The sequence below is a fragment of the Saccharothrix sp. genome (assembly GCF_031180885.1).
In the GTDB taxonomy this organism is placed as follows: Bacteria; Actinomycetota; Actinomycetes; order Mycobacteriales; family Pseudonocardiaceae; genus Actinosynnema.
Window position 1 is genome coordinate 1 of record NZ_JAPSLK010000005.1, and the last position, 20,364, is coordinate 20,364.

At 71.3% G+C, this 20,364-nt stretch carries 19 protein-coding genes and 1 pseudogene; 4 read left to right on the top strand and 16 right to left on the bottom strand.

Features of this window, described 5'->3' with window-relative positions; all coding sequences use genetic code 11:
* A partial coding sequence (locus tag RIN75_RS09575) for a hypothetical protein (protein ID WP_309111468.1) occupies positions 1-231 on the top strand: 231 nt, incomplete at its 5' end.
* Between the two features lie 497 nt (positions 232-728).
* Here RIN75_RS09575 and RIN75_RS09580 read toward each other — a convergent pair.
* The 13 genes from RIN75_RS09580 to RIN75_RS09640 all read right to left on the bottom strand — a co-directional run bounded on the left by RIN75_RS09580 (position 729) and on the right by RIN75_RS09640 (position 15,577).
* Entirely contained in the window at positions 729-1,823 is a 1,095-nt protein-coding gene (locus tag RIN75_RS09580) for a DUF6923 family protein (protein WP_309111470.1), read from the bottom strand.
* A gap of 4 nt (positions 1,824-1,827) precedes the next feature.
* The gene (locus tag RIN75_RS09585) at positions 1,828-2,586 is read right to left on the bottom strand and encodes a hypothetical protein (protein ID WP_309111471.1); all 759 of its coding nucleotides are present in this window, start codon (positions 2,584-2,586) and stop codon (positions 1,828-1,830) included.
* 202 nt (positions 2,587-2,788) lie between these two features.
* Positions 2,789-4,189 carry an FAD-binding oxidoreductase gene (locus RIN75_RS09590; protein WP_309111472.1) on the bottom strand — a complete coding sequence of 467 codons (1,401 nt, stop codon included), beginning with the start codon at positions 4,187-4,189 and terminating at the stop codon, positions 2,789-2,791.
* Positions 4,190-4,288: 99 nt separating this feature from the next.
* The gene (locus tag RIN75_RS09595) at positions 4,289-5,551 is read right to left on the bottom strand and encodes a hypothetical protein (protein ID WP_309111473.1); all 1,263 of its coding nucleotides are present in this window, start codon (positions 5,549-5,551) and stop codon (positions 4,289-4,291) included.
* The gene (locus tag RIN75_RS09600) at positions 5,548-5,868 is read right to left on the bottom strand and encodes a hypothetical protein (RefSeq protein WP_309111474.1); all 321 of its coding nucleotides are present in this window, start codon (positions 5,866-5,868) and stop codon (positions 5,548-5,550) included. The genes RIN75_RS09595 and RIN75_RS09600 overlap by 4 nt, the downstream gene beginning before the upstream one ends.
* Positions 5,865-6,650, bottom strand: coding sequence for a hypothetical protein (locus tag RIN75_RS09605; protein ID WP_309111475.1), 786 nt, complete (start codon positions 6,648-6,650; stop codon positions 5,865-5,867). The genes RIN75_RS09600 and RIN75_RS09605 overlap by 4 nt, the downstream gene beginning before the upstream one ends.
* Positions 6,647-7,666 carry a hypothetical protein gene (locus RIN75_RS09610; protein WP_309111476.1) on the bottom strand — a complete coding sequence of 340 codons (1,020 nt, stop codon included), beginning with the start codon at positions 7,664-7,666 and terminating at the stop codon, positions 6,647-6,649. Before RIN75_RS09610 ends, RIN75_RS09605 begins: the two co-directional genes overlap by 4 nt.
* 564 nt (positions 7,667-8,230) lie before the next feature.
* Positions 8,231-8,893 (bottom strand): response regulator transcription factor, encoded by a 663-nt coding sequence (locus tag RIN75_RS09615; protein WP_309111477.1) that lies wholly within the window; start codon positions 8,891-8,893, stop codon positions 8,231-8,233.
* A complete protein-coding gene (locus tag RIN75_RS09620; protein WP_309111478.1) occupies positions 8,881-10,401 on the bottom strand; it encodes a histidine kinase in 1,521 nt (506 codons plus the stop codon). The genes RIN75_RS09615 and RIN75_RS09620 overlap by 13 nt, the downstream gene beginning before the upstream one ends.
* 280 nt (positions 10,402-10,681) lie before the next feature.
* On the bottom strand, positions 10,682-14,047 hold the full coding sequence (locus RIN75_RS09625; protein ID WP_309111479.1) for a fibronectin type III domain-containing protein: 3,366 nt from the start codon (positions 14,045-14,047) through the stop codon (positions 10,682-10,684).
* Between the two features lie 348 nt (positions 14,048-14,395).
* Positions 14,396-14,731, bottom strand: a complete 336-nt coding sequence (locus tag RIN75_RS09630) for a lipase family protein (RefSeq protein ID WP_309111715.1) — start codon at positions 14,729-14,731, stop codon at positions 14,396-14,398.
* Positions 14,692-15,249, bottom strand: coding sequence for a lipase family protein (locus RIN75_RS09635; RefSeq protein ID WP_309111480.1), 558 nt, complete (start codon positions 15,247-15,249; stop codon positions 14,692-14,694). The genes RIN75_RS09630 and RIN75_RS09635 overlap by 40 nt, the downstream gene beginning before the upstream one ends.
* A gap of 187 nt (positions 15,250-15,436) precedes the next feature.
* On the bottom strand, positions 15,437-15,577 hold the full coding sequence (locus tag RIN75_RS09640) for a hypothetical protein (RefSeq protein WP_309111481.1): 141 nt from the start codon (positions 15,575-15,577) through the stop codon (positions 15,437-15,439).
* 100 nt (positions 15,578-15,677) lie between these two features.
* On the opposite strand from RIN75_RS09640, the gene RIN75_RS09645 reads away from it, so the two are divergent.
* Complete coding sequence (locus tag RIN75_RS09645; protein ID WP_309111482.1) at positions 15,678-16,292, top strand: TetR/AcrR family transcriptional regulator; 615 nt, start codon at positions 15,678-15,680, stop codon at positions 16,290-16,292.
* 72 nt (positions 16,293-16,364) lie between these two features.
* Here the strand turns inward: RIN75_RS09645 and RIN75_RS09650 are convergent, their stop codons facing one another.
* The 3 genes and pseudogenes from RIN75_RS09650 to RIN75_RS09660 all read right to left on the bottom strand — a co-directional run bounded on the left by RIN75_RS09650 (position 16,365) and on the right by RIN75_RS09660 (position 18,835).
* Positions 16,365-16,682: a proprotein convertase P-domain-containing protein gene (locus RIN75_RS09650; RefSeq protein ID WP_309111716.1), complete on the bottom strand. Its 318-nt coding sequence runs from the start codon at positions 16,680-16,682 to the stop codon at positions 16,365-16,367.
* A 51-nt stretch (positions 16,683-16,733) separates the two neighbouring features.
* Positions 16,734-17,537, bottom strand: a pseudogene (locus tag RIN75_RS09655) (trypsin-like serine protease); the annotation flags it as partial.
* Between the two features lie 185 nt (positions 17,538-17,722).
* Positions 17,723-18,835, bottom strand: coding sequence for a hypothetical protein (locus tag RIN75_RS09660; protein WP_309111483.1), 1,113 nt, complete (start codon positions 18,833-18,835; stop codon positions 17,723-17,725).
* A 508-nt stretch (positions 18,836-19,343) separates the two neighbouring features.
* Between RIN75_RS09660 and RIN75_RS09665 the strand changes: the two genes are divergently transcribed.
* Entirely contained in the window at positions 19,344-19,859 is a 516-nt protein-coding gene (locus RIN75_RS09665) for a TetR/AcrR family transcriptional regulator (RefSeq protein ID WP_309111484.1), read from the top strand.
* 96 nt (positions 19,860-19,955) lie between these two features.
* The gene (locus RIN75_RS09670; RefSeq protein ID WP_309111485.1) at positions 19,956-20,339 is read left to right on the top strand and encodes a GntR family transcriptional regulator; all 384 of its coding nucleotides are present in this window, start codon (positions 19,956-19,958) and stop codon (positions 20,337-20,339) included.
* Positions 20,340-20,364: the final 25 nt, after the last annotated feature.

Consider the following 20,364-nt stretch of genomic DNA (forward strand, 5'->3'; position numbering starts at 1 on the left):
CGGCAGCAGCGCGGCGGCAGCAGCGCGGCGGCAGCAGCGCGGCGGCAGCAGCGCGGCGGCAGCAGCGCGGCGGCAGCAGCGCGGCGGCAGCAGCGCGGCGGCAGCAGCGCGGCGGTGGCGGCGCGGCGGTGGCGGCGCGGCGGTGGCGGTCCGCCAGCGGCCCGGCGCTGGCAGTTCAGCGGCGGCGGCTCGGCGACAGCATCAGCGTGGCAGCGGCCTGGCGACGGGTGAGCGGGCCAGCGCCAGCGGGTCAGTGCCGCCGGGTCAGTGCCAACGGGCCAGCGGCGGCAGTGCGGCCCGGCGGGTGGCGGTTCAGCGGCGGAATTCAGCGGCGGCGTCCCGGCGGCAGCAGCAGCGTGGCGGCGGGTGATCGGGCCAATGCCGGCGGGCCGATGCCGGTTGGGTCAGCGGCGATGGGTCAGCGGCGGCAGTGGGGCTCGGTGGCGGCACACGGCAGTTCGGCGCTGGCGACTCGGCGGTGGAGGCGCAGCCAGTGCGGCGGCCCGGCGACAGCGGCCCGGCGACAGCGGCCCGGCGACAGCGGGCCAGGTGGAAGAGGGCCAAGTGACTTGTTGGACGCTCGCGTATTTCCGGGCCGCGGAACTGCGCGAGCGTCCAACAGGGTTGTACTGGTCCTCCGGCGGTGTGGAGCGGTGAGGATCAACTGGCGGTGGCGGGGCTGCATCGGCGGGTCACTGCCGACAGGGCCGATGCCGGTGGGTCAGCGGTCAGCGGTGGCGGGCGTGGGCTCGGGCGGCTACGCCGGCGCCGAGGATCAGGACGATGGCGGCCAAGCCCCAGCGGCGTTGTTCCTGCAGGTTGCGGTTGCCGTCCGACACCTTCTCCGCCCTGGGCTCCGGCCGCCGCATCGGGTCGCGTGTCGGGTTGGGTGCGGGTGGCTCGGCGGTCGTGGTGGGTGGGGGTGGAGCGGTGGTGGTCGGCGAGGGCGTCGGAGCGGCTGCGGGTGGCGCGACCGGCTGGACCGGGGTGGTTGTCGTGGGTGGCACCAGCGGTGGGTCAAGGGGTGGGTCGACCGGCGGGGTGGTTGGTGGGGTGGTGGGGGGAGTGGTCGGTGGGACGGTCGGGTCCGGGGGATCGATCGGGGGGACGCTCAGGCAGCCCGTCGCGTCGATGCTCCACCGTGCCTGCCGCGACGTGATCTCGGTGACCGCCTGCGACCCGTCCAACGCCACCCGGTACAGCACGCTCCGCCCGTTGTGGTGGTTGCTGGTCACGTACAGCGCGCCGTCCCGCCCCATCACCACCGCGCCGTAACCGTGCGTGCCCGGCAACTTCCCCGTCCCGGGCACGCGGTCCACTCGTCCGGTGCCGGGGTCTATCGCTACGACATACGCGTGCCCGTACGGGAGGGTCGCCACCCCGTACAGCAGCCCGTCCGCCGGGTTCAGGTCGAAGTCGTCCACGTTCAGCGAGTGCGGCGGCGGCCAGAGCCACGCCTGGCGCACCACCTTCAGGTACCGGTCGCTGGCCGGGTCGATGTCCACCCAGAACAGCAGGTGCCCGACCCGCACGACCAGCTTCTCCCCCACCACCGCCCCGGCCGCCGCGTGCTTGAGCACGTGCGGGTGGCCCGTGGAGCGCGCCACGGGCTTGCCGGTGCGGTCCAGGGCGAGCACGTGGCCGTCGCCGTCCACGCCGTACACCCGGTCCTGAACCGCCGAGTACCCGATCGCGTTGACCCGCACGTCCAGGGTGTTGAGGACCTGCGCCTGACCGGACGGCAACTCCACCCGGTAGACCGTCGACGGGCCGTGGTGGTCCGCTTCGACCTGGATGGCCACGCAGGCCAGGACCTCGAGCACGGCCTCAGCCGAACCGCTCGACGGCCGCCTGGAACGCGTCCGGCCCCAGTTCGGCGCCACCGCCGTACGGGTTCTGGAGCTGGTAGGTCGCGTACAGCAGCAGGGTGATGGTGGCGGCGAGCGTGGCGACGATGACCACGTGCGTGCGCATCAGCGGCCCGCCGAACAGCAGCGGCAGCCCGATCGCCAGGACGCTGCCGACGACCAGCACGAACCACACCACCGTGCTCACGCCGCCGCCCGCGGTGTCCAGCCGGGACTGCCGGGCCTCGTAGACCTGCCACAGCTGGTTGGCCGCCTCGGCCTTGCGGTCGACCTGCCACTCGTTGTCCGCGGGCGCCTCGGCGACGACCCGGCGGATGCGGTCGAGCTGGGACCAGCCGGTCGACTCGAAGTCCACGCCCTCGCGCAGCTTCGGCCACTCCTCGTTGATCACCGTGATGGCGTACGCGCGGGACAGCGCGCGGACCTCGTCGCCGGTCTCCTTGGACAGCGCGTCGGACGCCCAGGCGGCCGCGACCAGGCCGTCGGCCTCCTTGTACGACGACTCGTCCGCCGCGCTCACCGCGTCGAACAAGGCGATCAGCACGAACGCCACCAGGACCGCGTGCAGGCCGCCCACGATCGTGAAAACCTGGCCGGCGGCCTCGTTGTTGTCCGGACGCCCCTGGTCCTCGCCGTACTTGCGGATCAGGTAGGCGAGCAACGCGGCGACCAGGGCCGCGCCGCCGACCCACAACAGACCCGTGGCGTAAACGTCCATGCGGTCCTCTCACTGCCCTGGAATGAATTCCACAGATCTGCGAATTCGTCGCTTCCGAAAGGTAGTGAGCGGGCGCGTTCGACAACAAGGTCCTTCATCCGTGTGCAGGGCAATGCCCAACATTCGTGTGAACTTCGCGCGCGTCACGCGGAGGCGGGGCGGCTTTGCTCCGCGCGCGTGCGGGTTCAGCTCCCTCGTCGGACTACTCGGTTGCTCCGACCGTGTCCGCGCTGCGGCGACGCTGAGTCGCCGGGAGGACGTTGTGCCAGCGGTCGAACACGTTGTCCGGGTCGTATTCCGCCTTCACCGCGGCGAGTCGCGCGTAGTTCGCCGCGCCGAATCCCGCGACGACGCGGTCCGCGCCTTCGTCGCCGATGAAGTTGAGGTACGTGGCCCCGGTGCTCCAGGGTGCCAGCTCCTCCCGCAGGCCGCGCGCCCACATCCGGGCCCGGTCGTCGTCGGCCGGGTCTTCCCACAGCCCGAACGGGTGGACGACCCAGGGCGCGTCGCGGTTGGCCATCGGCCAGTCCGTCCCGCGCGCCACCGCCCCGCCCCACGGCAGCAGCGCCTGCTGCGACGGCGACGGGCACGGCATCCGCTCGGCGCTGTCGGCGAACCGCCGCACCGCCTCGTCGGGCAGCGCCGACAGGTACTCGGCGGACCAGTAGTTCCGGTAGCCGGGCGGGTCGTCGAGGCTGCACTGGAAGTCCGCGTACGGGATGTCGGTCACCAGCGCGGTGTCCGGCGCGAGGTCCAGCAGCGGCGCGGCGACCGACCGCAGCTCGTCCGCGCGGCCGATCCACGTGACGAGGAGGCCGCAGCACAGCCGACCGACCAGGTCCGGCGGCACGAAGTCCTCCGGCGGCCCGGTCAGGTACAGCAGGCCGCCGCCCAGCTCCTCGGGCGCGTCGGCGCAGAAGTCCCGGTAGCGGGAGATCATCTCCTCGCCGTGGGCCGCCGGCCGCAGCATGAGCGCGAAGGAGAACTCGGGAAGTGGGTGCACGCGGAAGGTGAAGGAGGTGGCGACGCCGAAGTTGCCGCCACCGCCGTGCAGCGCCCAGAACAGCTCGGGCCGCTCGGTCTCGCTCGCGGTGACCGTGCGGCCGTCGGCCAGGACGAGGTCCACCGAGAGCAGGTTGTCGCAGGCCAGGCCGAACCGGCGTTCCAGCCACCCGGAGCCGCCGCCGAGGGTGAGCCCGCCGACGCCGGTGGTGGACACCCGCCCGCCCGTGGTCGCCACGTCGTGCGCCTGGCAGGCCCGGTCCACCGCGGACCACGTGGCGCCGCCGCCGACCACGGCCGTGCGGGCGTCCGGTGAGACGGTCACGGCGTTCATCCGACGCAGGTCCAGGACCAGGCCGTCCTTGACCAGGGACGCGCCGGCGACGCTGTGCCCGCCGCTTCTGACCGCGACCGGCAGTCCTCGGTCGCGGGCGAAAGCGAGTGCTTCTTTCACGTCCGTGGGGTTGAGGCACTGGGCGATGACCGCGGGCGTGGTCTCGATGGCGCTGTTGAACAGCGCGCGTGCGGCTTCGAAGCCCTCGTCCCGCCGGGTGAGCACGGTGCCGCCGAACCGGCCGTGCAGGGCAGAGACGTCCGTCATGGTCGACCTCCTCGTCGCCAATCCCCCAGCGGTGGACCCCCAGGGTGGACCCGATCGGAGGATGGCGCGCGCTCAGCCCCGCGAACGGATGGCGCGCGCTCAGCCCGCGAACAGCAGCGCCAGCCCGCCGGCGGTGTACCCGACCATGAGCAGCAGCAGGGGCACCTGCCCGGTCAGGTGCCGCTGGGCGGGCAGCAGCGCCAGCGACCGGTCGTGCGCGGACACCACGGCCAGCAGGTGCCCGGCCAGCACCGCCCCGATCTGCACGGACGCCACCACCGCCGGGGCCACCAGCGCCTCGCTGGGTGTGAAGCCCTCGACGCCGACCAGCAGCGCCACCGCCCGTTGCCCTTCCACGACCAGGAGCGAGTAGTAGTGCGCCACGACGTAGCCGGCCACGATCGGGATCAACGAGTGCGCCAACTCGGCCCCGAACGCCCGGCAGGCCACCAGGTAGCCGGCGGCGACCAGCGCCACCGCGCCCACCAGCCCGACCGAGTCCGGCACCACCCCCAACCGGGCCCAGGACGGCATGGACCCGATGCTGTCGAACGCCGTCGACCCGAGGCACACCGCGATCAGGGCCACGAGCCCCGGCTTGACCGGTGTGGCCACCAGCGCCCGGAACGGGTTGCCCCACAACGGGGACAGGCGTCCGAGCAGCGTCGAGTACACCTCGAACCCGTCTGCGTTGGCGAACCAGGCTTCGCCGTAGAGGACGCCACCGATCACGCCGACCAGCGCGTAGGCCGCCAGGAACCAGCCCAGTGCGTCCGGCTCGACCAGTTCGACCCAGGTGAACGCCAACAGGGACGCGGCCGCCGGCCAGTACCCCAGCCAGGCCGGGTATGCGCGTCTTCGCGAGACGCGGAGCACCAGCCGCAACGGGTTGACCACCCGCCACACCGGCCCCAGCGCCATCGACAGGACCGCGACGCCGACCCAGCCCAGCACGAACACCAGGTGCGGCCACGCCACGGCCGGCACGAAGACCAACCCGACTGCCACGACCACCCGCAGCGGCCACCACCGGTCGGCCCGGGGCGTCCGGTCGGTCCAGGGCGCTCGGACGGTCCAGGGCGCTCGGACGGTCCAGGGCGCTCGGACGGTCCAGGGCGCTCGGACGGTCCAGGGCGCTCGGACGGTCCAGGGCGCTCGGACGGTCTGGGGCGCTCGGACGGTCTGGGGCGCTCGGTCGGGCTGGTGCGCTCGGTCGGCACGGGGTGTGAAGCGGGGCTTGGTCCACAGCACCCCCAACCCGAGGAACGAGGCCAACAACGCCACCGCCGCGGCCTGCAACACCAGGTCCAACGGCAACGGCAGGTCGTGCCGGTCGCCGACGCCGTGGGCGAGGACCGTCACCGCACCACCAACTGCGCCAGCAAGGTGTCCGGGTGCGCCTCGACCTCGAACGTCCCCGTCCGGTCGGCCACGAACTTCAACGCGGCCGGCTTCCCGTCCTCCGCGACCGCCAGCACGTCGAACCCGTGCACGTGGACCTCGGCCTTGGCCCGGCTGGTCACCGTAATCTCGACGTTCTGCCCCTTGACCACCTCGACCCGTTGCGGCGAAGGCTCGTCGACGGACAACTGGAGCACCACAGGTTCACTCGGAGATTCCGCCGGCGCCGAGGAACACCCGACCACCAACGCCAACACGACCAGCAACACCCGGATCACCGAGCCAACTCCTCACGCATCCGCAAGAACCCACCAACCGCCAACGCCACTCCCCCGCCCAACGTCAACGCCACCAACAACCGGTCCACCACGGCCGGCCCGGCGAACGGCAGTTGCGCGAACCGGAAGCTGTCGAAATCCGGAATCCCCGCCACCACCAACATCGCCCCCACCACCGCCGCCACGAACGCCGCAGCGGCCTTCCGCCGAACCGCGGCCACCACCGCCACCACGGCGAGCGGCCAGCACACGACCCCGACCCCACTGGCCCCCAGGAACAACGGCACGAAACTGCCGCCCGTGACCGCCAACGTGGACCCAACGGCATGCACCACATGCGCCAACGCGACCACAACAACCCCCGCCGCCAACAACGTTCGAGAACGCGCCAGCCCGATTCCGCCCAGTGACAGGGCAACCAGGACCCCGAGCCACAGCCACACGTTCGGCGGCGGGAAGTTCTCCACGACACCCTTCACCACGGACGTTCCCACCGGCACTTGCCACTCGCTTTGCGAAGTACGCTCGTCCCGGAACCGCAGGGTTTCCCCCGGCTGGACGACGAGGTCGTTCACCTGGAGTGCGGTGGTGCCGCCGTTGTGGACCTCCAGTTGGGACCCGTGGTTGACCATGCGAGCTGTCACTCCCGCGAGCGGTGGCTCGATGCTCACGACCCGGCTGAGCTGGTTCTGCGGCGTCAACCCACCGGCGTGCGCGAAGGCGGGCGGTGTGAGGAGGAGGAGCAACCCCAACGCCGCCGCCACCACGGCCGGCACCCTCATGAGCGGCGCGTCGGCACGAACACGACGGCCAGCAACAACCCGTGCAGGGCGGCCACGACGGGTGCGCCGGTCCACATCTCGGTGACACTGGGCATCCGCCCCACCGACACGCCGGCCACCGCGAAGTACAGCGACCACATGACGAGGGGCACGGCGAACGCGAAGATCCGGTACTCCCGCAACCGCTCCTCGGACGGCCGCAGCTTCCACAACAGGACGTCCGCGACGATGCCGGACGCGACGAAGGCCGCCGCGATTTCGAGGTTCTCGTAGTTGGCGACCGCGGTGCTCAGCAACATGACGACGATCTGGAGCAAGGTCGCCGTGCCGACCGGCACCCGGAAACGGCGGACTGCCAACAGCAGCGGGGTGAGCAGCACCATGTTCGTCACCATGATCGAGGCAGCGAGCCGGGTGGCCCCGCCGGATCCGCCTTCGCCCTTCTCGAAGCTGAACGCCCGGATCACGCCTTCGGCCCCGTAGACGGTTGCGTCGGCGTATTGGGCGAACAGGAGGACCAGCGCGGTGGCGAACGACAGGGCCAGGCCAGCCGGCAGGAACCGCAGGAAGGTAGGGCTGCCGCCGTCGGCCCAGGCGGTGCGCAGCGGTGTGGTGAGGATCACGATCATGGAGGTGACCAGGCCGAGGTGGGTGGGGCTGAACAGGATGTCGATGCCCTGCTCGATCCCGATGAAGGTGTGCCACAGGTAGTCGCCGAAGCCGCAGACCGCGAACACCGGCAACGCCAGGACCGCCGGCCCGTAGCCTTCGGGGACCGCGGAGAGGCCGCGGCGGCCGAGTTGGAGGTTGCGCCAGACCTGCCAGGAGATCCAGGCGGCGGTGGCGGCGAACCCGGAGTAGAAGACCGCGTGCCACGGGGTGAAGAAGGTTTCGAGTTCGGGCACGTTGGAGTGCGCCCAGGCGTCGAGGAACAGCCCCAGTGAGAACCACGTGCCGAGTAGCACGGTGATCAGATCCGTGCGATAAGAAGCCTTGACCCGCCCCTGCTGCAACATGATCAAAGCCTCGCAACGCCGGGGGCCGACAACCACCCGGCCAACCGCACTCCGAGGTGCGGGTAGCCGCACCATGGGGGGTGAGTGGGGGACGGTGCGGGTGCGGGCGAGTGGGTTGGGGCCGGGCGGGGCGGGGGCGCACTGGCGATGCGGCAGTGCGAGCGCCGGGACCGCGGAGGCGCGACGGCGGCGCGGCGCAGCACCAGCACGACGGCGGCGCGGCGCAGCACCAGCACGACGGCGGCCAGGACAACAACAGCAGCGGGCGGCGGCGCGGCAACGGCGGCGGCGGCGCGGTGGGGCGGCGGGGAGGGGTGGGGGGTTGTGTTTCGGTTTTCTTGTGGCCCGGGGCTGGCTGCTTCGCTCGCGTCGGGCGTTCCACCCACCCACCCCCACCCAGGCCACCTCGCAAAGCCACCAAAAGCACCCGCCTGCGGCGGGCCCGCCTACGGCGGCTTGCGCGCGAAGCGCGCTTGGCGCGCGCCGCGCGGCTGGCTTGTGCCAGGGGCCTGGGAGGGTGGGGGTGGGGGGAACGCCCGACGTGAGACGAACAGACGGGCAGGGTTAGCCGTTGAGGTAGCGGAGGACTGCCAGGACTCGGCGGTGGTCGTGGGGGCTGGCCGACAAGTCCAGTTTGGCGAAGATGCTGGTGCAGTGCTTCTCCACGGTCCGCTCCGCGATGAACAGCCGCTGGGCGATCGCCTGGTTCGTCCGCCCCTCCGCCATCAGCGCCAGGACAGCCCGCTCCCGATCCGTCAACCGGTCGTCGCTGTCCCCTCGCCGCCTGGTCAGCATCTGCGCCACCACCAACGGGTCGAACGCCGACCCGCCACTCCCCACCCGCCGAATCGCCGCCGCGAACTCGGCCAAGTCCGACACCCGGTCCTTCAGCAGATAACCCACTCCATCCGGCCCCACAGCGCCCGAATCCGCCCGCGCGTCCAGCAACTCCGCCGCATAACTCACCCGCACGTACTGCGACAACACCAGCACCCCCACCCCGGGGTACCGCTGCCGCAACAACACCGCCGCCCGCAACCCCTCATCCGTGTGCGTCGGTGGCATGCGGATGTCCACAATGGCCACGTCCGGCAGGTGCGTCCCCACCGCAGCCACCAACGCCTCCGCGTCCTCCACCGCCGCCACCACCGAGAACCCGGCCTCGGCCAACAGCCGTGCCAACCCCTCCCGCAGCAACGTCGAGTCCTCGGCGATCACGACCCGCACGGCAGCACCACCCGCACACTCGTCCCCTCCCCCACCGGGCTGACGACCTTCATCGTCCCCCCGACGGCCTCCACCCGTTCCGCCAACCCCCGCAACCCCGAACCAACCCCAGCCCCGCCGCGGCCGTCGTCGTCCACCCGCACCGCCAACTCCCCGCCCCGCGACGTGATCTCCACCCGCACCACCGAAGCCTCCGCGTGCTTGCTCACGTTCGCCAACGCCTCGGCCACCACGTAATAGGCCGTCGTCTCCACCACCGCCGGCAGCGCGAACCCCACCTCGTACAAAAGATCAACCCGGAACGACACCAGCGCGGTCAACTCGCGCACCGCCCCGTGCAACCCCCGCTCCGCCAACAAAGGCGGATAAACCCCGTGGCACACCGCGCGCACGTCCTCGATGGTCGCCAGGACCGCCGCCTTGGCCTCCCCCACCAACTCCCGCGCCCCGTTGACCTCCGCCAACCCCAACGTCATCGCCACCGACAGCAACCGCTGCTGAACGCCGTCGTGCAGGTCCCGCTCCAGCCGCCGCCGCTCGGTGTCCGCCGCCAGCACCAACTTCCCCCGCGACTCCGCCAACTGCCGCACCCGCGCCCGCAACTCCGTCGTCAACCGCTCGTTCTCCAGCGCCAACCCCACCGCCGCGCACGCCGCGTCCACCAGTTCCAGGTCGAGCCCGGGATCGTGCAGCAGCAACGCGACCGGCTCGCCCCCGACGTCCACCCGCGTCTGCACCACCCCCTCCCCGCCCTCCACGACCGCCCCGGACGCGTCCACGTACCGCTCCTGCGGCGCCACCCAGTACCCCACCCGCACCCCGGGGTCCTTCAGCGACGCCGCCAACGCCTCCTGGACCCCGCGACCGCCCCCGCCGCTCAACCGCACCACCAGGTCGGCCACCCCGCCCCGATCCATGCGCCGCCGCAACAACCCCGCCACGTACGCCGCCGGCACCCCCGCCAACGCCAGCATCAACGTCACCACCGGCGGTTCCAACCCGGACCGCGCCATCGGGTCCCACGCCGCATAGACGACGACCGCAACGCTCGACGCCCCCAGCATCGAGGTCAACGTCCGCCGCTGCGCCAGGCTGCTCACCCGCCACCGGTGCAGCTGCAACCCGAGGATCGCCACCCCCAGCACCACGGTCAACGGCGTCTCGGCGTCCACCAGGACCGACGCCCACCCCTCGAAGGGCGACCGGATCGCCGCGCACAGCGCGACCGTGAACCCGTACGCCGACCCCACCACCAACCGGCGCGGCACGGTCCGCAGCCGACCGGTCGGGAACGCCGTCACCAGGTGCGCCAGGAGCGCCGGCCACACCTTGGACAGCACGAACAACCCGAAGAACGCCGACCGCGGCACGACGTAGTCGAGCACCCAGGCCACACCGACCAGCACCATCAACACGCCGATCCGGTTGCGCGGCTGAGCCCGTCGCCCCACCACCCCGGCCACCACGTACGCGAGTCCCACCGCGGCGATCGCCGACGACAGCAGCATGCTTTCACGCTACAAGCGCCACGACCCGGCTCACGCCGGCGACAGCCCCCGCACCACCGGCACCGCGCCGACCGACACAGGAGAGCACCGCTCCCGACCGGACGCATCGCGCCTGGACCCGGCAAACCGAGAGCACTGCACCCACGCGCTCGGCCGTCACCCCCGGCGTCCTCGCGATGGTCGACGCCGTACCGCCACCACGCTGTTGGGCCTTGAACACCGCGGTGGCCCCGTCGCGACAACCGCGACGGGGCCACCGATCAGGACGACCGGACCGCGCCTACCGCACGGCCTTCGGGGTCAGCTTGACCTCGATGGTGTTGCCCGGCCCGGCGGTCAGCGCGCTGATCAGCGCGTTGAGCTGACCGCAGCCCTGGAGTTCGGGCAGGGTGTAGGTGCCGGCCAGCGTGCCGCCCGCGAGCGGGTCGAAGCCGGGCTTCGACTGGAGCGGGATGGACGCGGGCGTCTTGGTCCGGCAGTTCGGGCTGGTGCTGATCGGGATGCCCATGACGGACACCCGGGGCAGCTTCACGATCACCGACGACGTGGAGTTCAGCACCCCGCCGGAGAGCGTGCCGGTGGTCTTTCCCGCCTGCACGAACTGGATCTTCGCGGTCACCGGCAGGAAGCCGAAGATCTTGAAGTGGCCCGTGGTCGGGTTCAGCACCAGGTCCGCGTCGAACTTGCCGGTCGCCAGGTCGAGGCCGGCGTCGATGCCGCCGGTGAGCCGCACGGTCCCGTTCGCGGCCTTGATCTTCGTGCTGCCGGCCAGGTTGTAGCCGTAGCGGATGATCGTGCCGGTGCCCGGCTTGGTCCGCGCGACGACCGCCGCGCTGGCCGCCGACCGGTTGCCCGCCGCGTCGAACGCCACGACGGTGAACGAGTACTCCGTGTCCGGCGTCAACCCGGTCACGTTGGTCGAGGTGCCCGTGACGGTCGCGACCTTCGCCCCGCCCTGGAACACGTCGTACCCGGTGACCCCGACGTTGTCGCTGGCCGCGTCCCAGGCCAGGCCGATGCTGGTGTCGGTCTGCCCGGTGGACTTCAGGCCGGTCGGCGTGGTCGGCGCGACGCCGTCCACCTCGGCCTTGGTGCGCACCTTCAGCGCGGCGCCGGCGTCGGACACGTTGCCGGCGGCGTCCTTGGCGACCACGGTGAACGTGTACTCGGTGTCGGCGGTCAGACCGTCGATGGTCGCGGACGTGCCGGTCACCGACTTGACCACCGAACCGCTCGACAGCACGTCGTAGCCGACGACACCCACGTTGTCCGAGGCCGCGGTCCACTCCAGCGCGACGCTGGAGGTCGTCTCACCGGTGGACTTCAGGCCGGACGGCGCGGACGGCTTCTGCGTGTCCGGCGCGTCCCCGGTGCGGCCGGACACCGCGGCGCTCGCGTCCGACCGGTTGCCGGCGGCGTCCTTGGCCACCACGGTGAACGAGTAGTCCGTGCTCGGAGCCAGGCCGTCCACCACGGCGGTGGTGCCCTCGACCGACTTCACCGCGGTCCCGCCGGACAGCACGTCGTAGCCGACGACACCGACGTTGTCCGACGCGGCGGCCCACGACAGCGACACCGTGGACTGCGTGGTGCCGGTGACCGTCAAACCCGTTGGCGCGGAAGGCTTCTCGGTGTCGGGCAGCTGGGCCGTCCGACCGGCGACGGCCGCGCTCGCGTCCGACACGTTGCCCGCCGCGTCCTTCGCCACCACGGTGAACGTGTACTCGGTGTCGGCGGTCAACCCGTCGACGGTCGCGGTCGTCCCGGTCACCGACTCGACCACGGAACCGCCGGACAACACGTCGTAGCCGACCACCCCGACGTTGTCGGACGCGGCGGTCCAGGACAGGCCGATGCTGGTCGCGGAGGTGCCGGTCACGGTCAGACCCGTTGGCGCGGAAGGCTTCTCGGTGTCCGGCGCGGCCGGTGTGCGCACGGTGAGCGCCTCGCTGGCGTCCGACACGTTGCCCGCCGCGTCCTTGGCCACGACGGTGAACGTGTAGGCGGTGTCGGCGGTCAGACCGTCAACAACGGTAGACGTACCGGTCACCGACTTGACCACCGAACCGCTCGACAGCACGTCGTAGCCGACGACGGCCACGTTGTCCGACGACGCGCCCCACTCCAGCGTGACCGAGGTCTGCGTGGCGGCGGGCGAGGTCAGCGGGCCGGGCGCGGTCGGCTTCTGGGTGTCCGGCGCGGCCTTGGTGCGCGCGGTGACCGCATCGCTTGCGGCCGAACGGTTCCCGGCCGCGTCCTTGGCCACCACGGTGAAGGAGTAGGAGGTGTCCGCAGTGAGCCCGTCCACGGTTGTGGACGTGCCTTCCACCGACTTCACCACCGTGCCACCGGAGAGCACGTCGTAGCCGACGACGCCCACGTTGTCCGTGGCGGCGGTCCACGACAGCGGGACCGACGTCTGCGTGGTCTCGCCGGCGGTCAGGCCGGTGACCTTCGCCGGCGCCTCGGTGTCGGCCGCGCCGGTGATGGTGAAGGTCTGCAGGACGTTGCGCGCGGCGGCGTCGACCAGGGCGCAGTCGGAGGTGAAGGTGCCCAGGCCGGTGGGCGTGCCGTCGGCCTTGAGCGGGGTCATGGTCAGGACGAGGTCGTGCACGGACAGCGTCGCGGTGCCCGGCTGGTCGAACCGCAACGCCGGCGCGGAGCCCGACGCGTTGACGATCAGGTCGCCCGACGGCGGGATCGGCTGGTTCGGGATCGCGGTCGGCACCTGGACGGCCAGGTGGCCCTGCGGCGACGAGACCAGCGAGGTGGCCAGGGCGGAACCCTGGATCGTCTCGCCGCCCACCAGGCGCAGGCCCTGGGTGGACGTCGAACCCGCGTTGGACACCGCCGTGATGTCGATCTTCGGCGTGAACGTGCCCTGCGCGATCTCGTTCGGCAGCGGGTTGGTGTTGATGTCGACGGTGACGTTCTGGTTGCCGATCAGCGGGAACGGGCAGTTGTAGACCTGCTTGAGCGGCGGGTGGGCGCCGCTGCCGATCACCGGCTCGGGGGTGACCGGCGCGCCGGTGACCTCGTAGGTCTGCAGGATCGTCGGCTGGTTGGGCGCCGGCGTGCAGGGCGCGATGAACGTGCCCAGGCCGGTGGGCGTGCCGTCGGCCTTGAGCGGGGTCATCTCCAGTTCGAGGTCGGTCACCGACAGGGTGGCGGTGCCGGGCCGGTCGAAGCGCAGGCCGGGGGCGACGCCGGCGGCGTTGACGATCAGGTCGCCGGACGCGGGGATCGGCTGGTTCGGGACGTTCGTGGTGACCTGCACGGTCAGGTCGCCCTGCGTGCCGGGCCCGTCGACGGTCGAGGTGGCGCGCGCGACGCCCTGGATGGTCTCGGCGCCGACCAGCCGCAGGCCCTGGGTGGCGTTGGCGCCGGCGTTGGAGACGGCGGTGATCTCGATGACCGGCGTGAAGGTGCCGGTCGCGATGGACGCGGGCTGGTTGTCCTTGGTCTTGATGTTGACCGAGACGGTCTGGTCGCCGATCAGCGGGAAGGTGCACGAGTAGGTCTGGTTCAGCTCACCCGCGGCGGCGGTTCCGGTGCCCGTGCCGATGGCGAGTCCGCCCACGACCATGGCGGCGGTGGCGACCGCGCCCAGGCGGGTCAGCCTCCGGACCTGTTTTCTGTGTCTCACGGATCGTCCTCCCTGACGCCGAGGGCACGCCAGAAATAGGGGGCAGGGTTGGAATGCGCGTGTTACAACCACGCTACGTCCAGTCAAATTAACGACGCCCGGCCCCGCCTCGCAAGACCTCCCCGAAACACCGCGAGAAGTTGTCACGCACGACTAATTCCCGCGCTCGATCATTGGCACGTTTGCGCTGGTCACAGACGTAATAGCGGTGACTACCCACCGTGTACCAGCAAGTGGACCACCGCTCTCGAAATGGTCCGGATGGGCCAGCGGACTAAAGCTCGTTTGTCACTTCCGCACTGTTTTCGAAATTGCTCTTGTCACCTGCCTGACAACTTTTGGAAGGGGTCAGCAGGACGGCCGGGTGGGCTGTCCGGCGAACCGGTCACCCAGCCAGTTGAGCGCGTTGGTGCCGCCGACGCCGACCGCGACGACGTGGCCGGCCAGCGGCAGCGAGGTCCACTGGAGGTCGGCGCCCAGCGCGCAGCACCGGTCGCGCAGGCCGGTGGCCGTGCGGTACGGGATCAGCTCGTCGACCGTGCCGTGGTAGAGGTAGACCGGGACGTCCGGGCGGACCGTGCCGAGGCGGTTCTGGGCGAGTCGGGCCTGCCGGCGCGGGTCGCGGATCACGCCCGGCACGGTGGTCAGGCTGTCGATCCGGGTGAACGGCGCGAGCAGCGCCATCTCCGCCACGCACCGTCCGCGACCTGCCGGGTCACCTCCTGGCCGCGGGCGTTGAGCGGCAAGGGGAGTTCCGGGTAGGCGGTCGCGTAGCCCACGGCCGCGCCGACGACCAGCCCGGAGCCCAGGCCGCCGTCGTTGAACTCGGCGACCTCGTTCATGTCCGCCGGCACCCCGCCCTCGGCGACGCGGACCAACCGCACGTCCGGCGCGTAGGAAGGCTGGAGTTCGGCCGCGAACGCCGCCGCCTGGCCGCCCTGCGAGTAGCCGAACGCGCCGACCGGGGTGTTCGGCCGGCCGAGGAGGGTCTGCGCGGCGCGGGCCGCGTCGAGCAGGGCGCGCCCCTCGGACCGGCCGACCGCGCAGGTGTGGGTGCCGGGCGTGCCGAGGCCTTCGTAGTCTGTGACGACGACGGCCCAGCCCTTGAGCATGGCCTGGACGAGGAACGCGATCTCGACCTCCGTGCCGACGCGCATCCGGTAGGAGGGGGCGCAGCGGTCGGCCAGGCCCTGGGTGCCCATGGCGTAGGCGATCAGCGGGCGGGGTCCGTCCGGCCACGGGATCGGCGGGACGAGGAGGGTGCCGGAGACGGCGTTGGGCGCGCCGGTCGCGGAGGTGGAGCGGTGGAGGAGTTGGCGGGTCGAGACCGGGCCGGGAACACGCGGAACGGTTCGGGGGTGCCAGGCGACTTGGCGGCTGCGCAGGACGTCACCGGGCCTTGCCGGGCAGGGGGCTGGGTGGGGTGTAGAAGGCGTCCTGGGACGGCTCCGGCGGCCGTTCGTCGGCGTGGGCAGTGGGGGTGACCAGGAGGAGTGCGGTCAGCAGGGTGACCAGGAGTCGGATCGGCATCGTCGCCTCCGCAGGGGATTGTAGTAACCACTGTTTCCGCAATGTAGGTGCCGAACGCGCTAATCTGACAATCCCTGTTACCACTTTCGAGGAGTCGCCCGTGGCCCGGCCGTACGCGGGGATCAGCTCGGACGAGCGGCGGCGGCAGCGGCGCGAACGCCTGCTGCTTGCTGCCTTGGACCTGTTCACCGCGCGGGGGTTCGCGCAGACCAAGGTCGCGGCGCTGTGCGCGGCGGCGGGCGTGTCGACGCGCAACTTCTACGAGGAGTTCGAGAACAAGGAGCGGCTGCTGCTGCTCCTGCACGACCGGATCAACGCACTGGCGCTGGAACGCGTGACCGCCGCCCTGGCCGAGCTGGATTCGGCGGATGCGGCGACGCGGATCTCGACGTTGCTCGACGCGTTCGTGTCGACGGTGACAGCGGACCCGCGCGTGCCCCGACTGGCCTATGTGGAGGCGGTGGGGGTGAACGCGGAACTGGAGCGGCAGCACCAGGAGTGGGTGGCGCGGTGGGCGGACTTCATCGAGTCCGAGGCGGAAAACGCTGCGGCACAAGGCTTTGCGCCGCAACGCGACTTCCACCTGACCGCGATCGCGTTGGTGGGCGCGGTGACCGGCCTGCTCCGCGAGTGGCAGGCCCACGACCCGCCGCTGGACGTGGCGGACATCGCGGCCGAGATCAAGGGCTTGATGCCGGCCGCGATCACCCGCTGAAGGTCTTCACGGGAGACGCCGACGGGACCCACCCTCGCAGCGGGTCCCGTCGCTTGGTGCCGGGCCTGCAGATCAGAAGGTGAGCTTCCAGACGTCGATGTAGCCGGTGTCCTGGCTGTAGACGTCCTGGACCTTCAGCCGCCACGTGCCGTTCGCGACCTCGCTGGACGCGTTGACCGTGTAGGTGGTGTTCACGTTGGGCGTGCTGGAGCTGCTGGAGTTCTTCAGCCGGTAGGTGGAGCCGTCCGGCGCGACGAGGTCGATCACCAGGTCGCCGCTCCAGGAGTGCTTGATGTCGACGGTGACCTTCAGCGTGGACGGGGCGTTGCCGGTCAGGCCGGAGGTCGTGATGTTGCTGTAGACCGCCGCGCCGGCGTCCGGGATCGCCACGTCGGCGGCGTTCTCGAAGGTCTTGCCGGGCGGGTTGGGGGTGCCGCCGCCGAGGCTGTCCGCCGCCGCCTTGATGGCCGACGCGAAGGTGCTCACCTCGGTGTAGACACCGGGGTTGCTGGGGCGGGCGCAACCGTTGCCGTGGCTGACGATGCCGACCTGGATCCACTGGCCGGCGCTGTCGCGGCGGAACATCGGGCCGCCGGAGTCGCCCTGGCAGGTGTCGACGCCGCCGTTGGCCAGGTCGCCCGCGCAGATCTCGGCGGCGAAGATCAGGTCGCTGTAGTACGGGTCGGAGTTCTTGCACGTGGTGTCGTCGATGAAGTCCACCTTGGCCTTCATCAGGTACCGCGACTGGCTGCCGCCCTCGCGGGTGGCGCCCCAGCCGGCCACGTCGAACACGCCGTTGTTGTAGGCGGCGGTGGTGGCGATCGGCAGCAGGGCGGCGCCGGAGATCGGGCTGGACAGCTTGATCAGCGCCCAGTCGCCGCCGGTGGAGGTGCCGTAGGTGGGCGCGCGGTGGACGTAGCTGGAGGTCCGCTTGATCGCCGAGGTGTCCTGGAGGTCCGCGACGCCGTAGGTGGCGGTGATGCTGGTGTTCTCGCCGGTGCGGCTCACGCAGTGGGCGGCGGTGAGCACGAGCTGCTCGGTGTACATGGCGCCGCCGCAGCCCATGGACAGGCGGACCATCCACGGGAACTCGCCCTTGGCGGCCTGCGTGCCGCCGACGACCTGCGGGGTGACGCCGCCCGGGTCCGGCGGCATCGGGGCGGAGTGGGCTTGGCCGCCGAGCGCGGCCAGGGTGGCGGCGATGCCCGCGGCCAGGGCAAGCGCCTTCTTCGCTGTGTAGCGCACAGTCGATCCTTCCCGCGCCCGGCCGAGGGTGGTGCGGTGCAGGGTCGGCCGAGCGTCGAGTGGTGTGTCAGCAGGGTGTTGTGCACCGGTTGACGCCGGCCGGCTCATCATGCGCAGCCGGAAGCCTCGCTCACAATCCGACGATCGACGGGAGTTCTTCCGGCGTTCCAGGTGTTTCGGCGGTGTTACTCGATGGTGGAGCCGGTGATGGTCACTTCGGTGGCGCCGAGGAAGAAGATCCCCTTCAGGCCCGGTGTCTCGAAGCCGTCGCTGGGGTTGCGGCGCAACGTCGAACCGTCCACGACCATCGTGCCGCTGCGGTCGTTGCTCACGAAGAAGATCGCGCCGCCACCTTCGTTCGCGTGGTTGTCCTCGATGAGGGTGCCCGCGATCTTGACGGTGAACTCGTTGCCGTCGGCGTAGATCGCCCCGCCGCTGCCGCCGCCGGGTTCGCCGTCCCGGGCGGGGTTGGCGCCGCGGCCGATGGCCTTGTTGTTCTTGAGGACGCTGTTGAGGACGACCCAGGAGGTGCCGAGGCCGCTGAGCGCGCCGCCGTTGGCGCACTCGCCGTTCTGGAAGGTGCTGCCGACGACGTAGACCGGTTCTTTTTGGCCGAACGCCCGGATCGCCGCGCCGCCGAGGTCTTGCCCGTTCTCGTCGCACCGGTTGCGCAGGAAGCGGGAGTTGACGACTTTGAGACTGCCGCCGCGCGCGTACACCGCTCCGCCGCCTTCTTCGGTTTCACCGGTGGCGTCGCCGTCGGCCAGGGTGAGGTTCTGGAGGGTGAGCCGAGGGCGGGTCTGCTCCTGGCAGCGCGCGCCCGCGCCGAGTGCGCGGTCGCAGGCGTTGAGGTAGATGATCCGCCGCTCTCCCCCGCCGCTGAGGGTGACCAGTCCGCCGCCGTCGAGGACGACGTCTTTGTCGTTGCGGATGCTGATGGTGTCGTCGAGGACGATCGTGACGTGGTCCGGGCCGCAGTCGAAGGTGATCACGCCGCCTTGGGCGACGGCGGTGGTGAGGGCTTCGGGGGTGCAGCTGTTGGCGGTGCCGGTGCCGACGACGGTGGTGGGGGTGGAGGTGTCCTCCGGTTGGGCTTCGGGCGGGATGACGGCGGTGCCGGCCGGGTTGGCCATGGACTCGGGGCGGGGCTTGGGTTTCGACGTCGTGGGGGTTGTTGTGGTGGTGGTCGTGGTTGTCGGGGCTTCCGACTTGGTGGTGGCCGCGAACGGTTGTTCGGACGAGCCGCAGGAGGCGATCACGACGGCCAGCAGTGCACCCGGCACCCAACGACGCCACATGGTCCGCAACCCTAGGGACCCCGTGTGATCACCGCGACCCCTGGCGGCACCAACCTGCGCCGTCTGGCTCGCGCGGCCCGATGCGGTTGGGCCGGCGACGGCGGTGGGGCGAGCCGGCGCAGCAGCCCGGCCACCTGGCTAGCCCTGCTAAACGACAGCCGCAACCCGGCTCGCCCGGCACGCTGCGCGCAGCCCGGCACTGCCCGGCGCGGCGCAACTCGGCCCGGCCCGGTGTGGCTCGGTTCGGCGTGACCCGGCTTGGCGCGACCCGGCTTGGCGCAGCGCGACCCGGCGCGGCCCGGCTCGGGGTGGGCCGGCTCGGGGTGGGCCGGCTCGGGGTGGGCCGGCTCGGGGTGGGCCGGCGGCGGGTGTGGTGTGAGGCGAAGGAGTGGGAGGGGTGGGTGGCGCAAGGGTGAGTTGACAGTGGGCGAGTGTGAGTGATTGGTTAGTCTCCATGGGTGTTGCGGAGCGTCGGCTTTCCACTGCTGACGAGCGTCGTGAGACCGTCTTGCGGACCGCCTTGGCGACCTTCGGCGCCAAGGGGTACTACGGCACGACGACCGGTGAAGTCGCCAAGGCCGCCGGCATCTCGCAGGCCTACGTCTACCGCCTCTTCCCCGACAAGGAAACCCTCTTCCTGGCCGTCGTCGAACGGTGCTTCGCCCGCATCAAGGAGAGCCTGGCGGACGGGGTCGCCGCCGCCACGGGAACGTCACCGGACGCCATCCTGTTCGCGATGGCCGACGCCTACGCCAAGCTGATCGCGCACGAGAACGCCCTCCTCCTCGTCCAGATGCACGCCCAGTGCGCCGCGATCTCCGAGCCCTCCGTCCGCGAAGTCGTGCAGCGGGGGTATGCACGAACAGTCGAGTACGTGCGCGGGGTTTCCGGCGCGGACGAGGAGTCGGTGCAGGTGTTCTTCGCGCGGGGGATGTTGTGCCACCTGGTGGTGGCGGTCGATGCGTCGCATGTGGACGCTCCGTGGGCGCGGACGTTGTCGCTGGGGATTCGGCACTACACCTGACCACTGTGAGTGGTTGACCAGTCCCACACGTGGTTTGACAGATCGACCCGGGCTCCGTAAGAGCGGTTTCACTAGTGAGATAGTGAAAGGTTTCGGGTGATCGAGTTCCGGATCGACCGGAAGTCCGGGGTGGCCACCTACCTCCAGCTCGTGCACCAGGTGAAGCACGCGCTGCGGTTGGGGCTGCTCGGCCCCGGCGACCGCCTGCCCACCGCCCGCGAGGTGGTCGAGCAGACCGCGATCAACCCGAACACGGTGCTCAAGGCGTACCGGGAGCTGGAACGCGAAGGTCTGGTCGAGCCACGACCCGGACTCGGCACGTTCGTGCGCCGCTCGCTGGTCACGCCGGGCGTGGCCGAGGACTCGCCCCTGCGCGGCGACCTGTTGGAGTGGCTCGACCGGGCGCGGGAGATGGGCATGGGCCGGGAGGACGTCGAGGCGTTGTTCCGGGCGACCTTGGACCAGCGGTTCCGGCCCTGACGGCCAACGCCGCGACAGGGCCGGC

Excerpts from the sequence above, each read along its gene's own strand:
- RIN75_RS09585 (WP_309111471.1), bottom strand. The coding sequence starts at position 2,586 with ATGGACGTTTACGCCACGGGTCTGTTGTGGGTCGGCGGCGCGGCCCTG.
- RIN75_RS09590 (WP_309111472.1), bottom strand. The coding sequence starts at position 4,189 with ATGACGGACGTCTCTGCCCTGCACGGCCGGTTCGGCGGCACCGTGCTC.
- RIN75_RS09605 (WP_309111475.1), bottom strand. The coding sequence starts at position 6,650 with ATGAGGGTGCCGGCCGTGGTGGCGGCGGCGTTGGGGTTGCTCCTCCTC.
- RIN75_RS09610 (WP_309111476.1), bottom strand. The coding sequence starts at position 7,666 with ATGTTGCAGCAGGGGCGGGTCAAGGCTTCTTATCGCACGGATCTGATC.
- RIN75_RS09620 (WP_309111478.1), bottom strand. The coding sequence starts at position 10,401 with ATGCTGCTGTCGTCGGCGATCGCCGCGGTGGGACTCGCGTACGTGGTG.
- RIN75_RS09630 (WP_309111715.1), bottom strand. The coding sequence starts at position 14,731 with ATGGCGCTGCTCGCGCCGTTCACCCGGATCGACAGCCTGACCACCGTG.
- RIN75_RS09635 (WP_309111480.1), bottom strand. The coding sequence starts at position 15,249 with ATGGGCACCCAGGGCCTGGCCGACCGCTGCGCCCCCTCCTACCGGATG.
- RIN75_RS09640 (WP_309111481.1), bottom strand. The coding sequence starts at position 15,577 with ATGCCGATCCGACTCCTGGTCACCCTGCTGACCGCACTCCTCCTGGTC.
- RIN75_RS09660 (WP_309111483.1), bottom strand. The coding sequence starts at position 18,835 with ATGTGGCGTCGTTGGGTGCCGGGTGCACTGCTGGCCGTCGTGATCGCC.